A 327-nucleotide genomic window follows, 5' to 3' on the forward strand; every position below is an offset into this window, starting at 1 on the left:
AAACAGTACCTTAATTAAGCACGCTGTTGGTGAAGATGTCACTAAGCAATTATTGACGATTAACCAACAAGAAAGTTCACTAAAAAAAGCAGATGAACTCTTAAATAAAGTAGTTGATCGCACAACTAAAAAACTTTATCCAGAGCTTGATTTTGAACAGACAACCGCGGCTGAACGAAGGGAATTGATTAAAGAAACTAATAGTGAACAAACGATTTTCAAGGGCAGTGAATTAAACGAACGTTTAATGAATATTCGTGATGATTTATTGACCCGACAATTATTGACCTTTACCAAACGGCCATACGTTGGCTGGAAGTTATTAAT

General features: G+C 35.2%; 1 pseudogene. It reads left to right on the forward strand.

The window, feature by feature from the left end:
* Positions 1-327: pseudogene (locus FD20_RS12765) on the forward strand (MobQ family relaxase); the annotation flags it as partial.

This window comes from Liquorilactobacillus uvarum DSM 19971 (assembly GCF_001434935.1).
Taxonomy (GTDB): domain Bacteria; phylum Bacillota; class Bacilli; order Lactobacillales; family Lactobacillaceae; genus Liquorilactobacillus; species Liquorilactobacillus uvarum.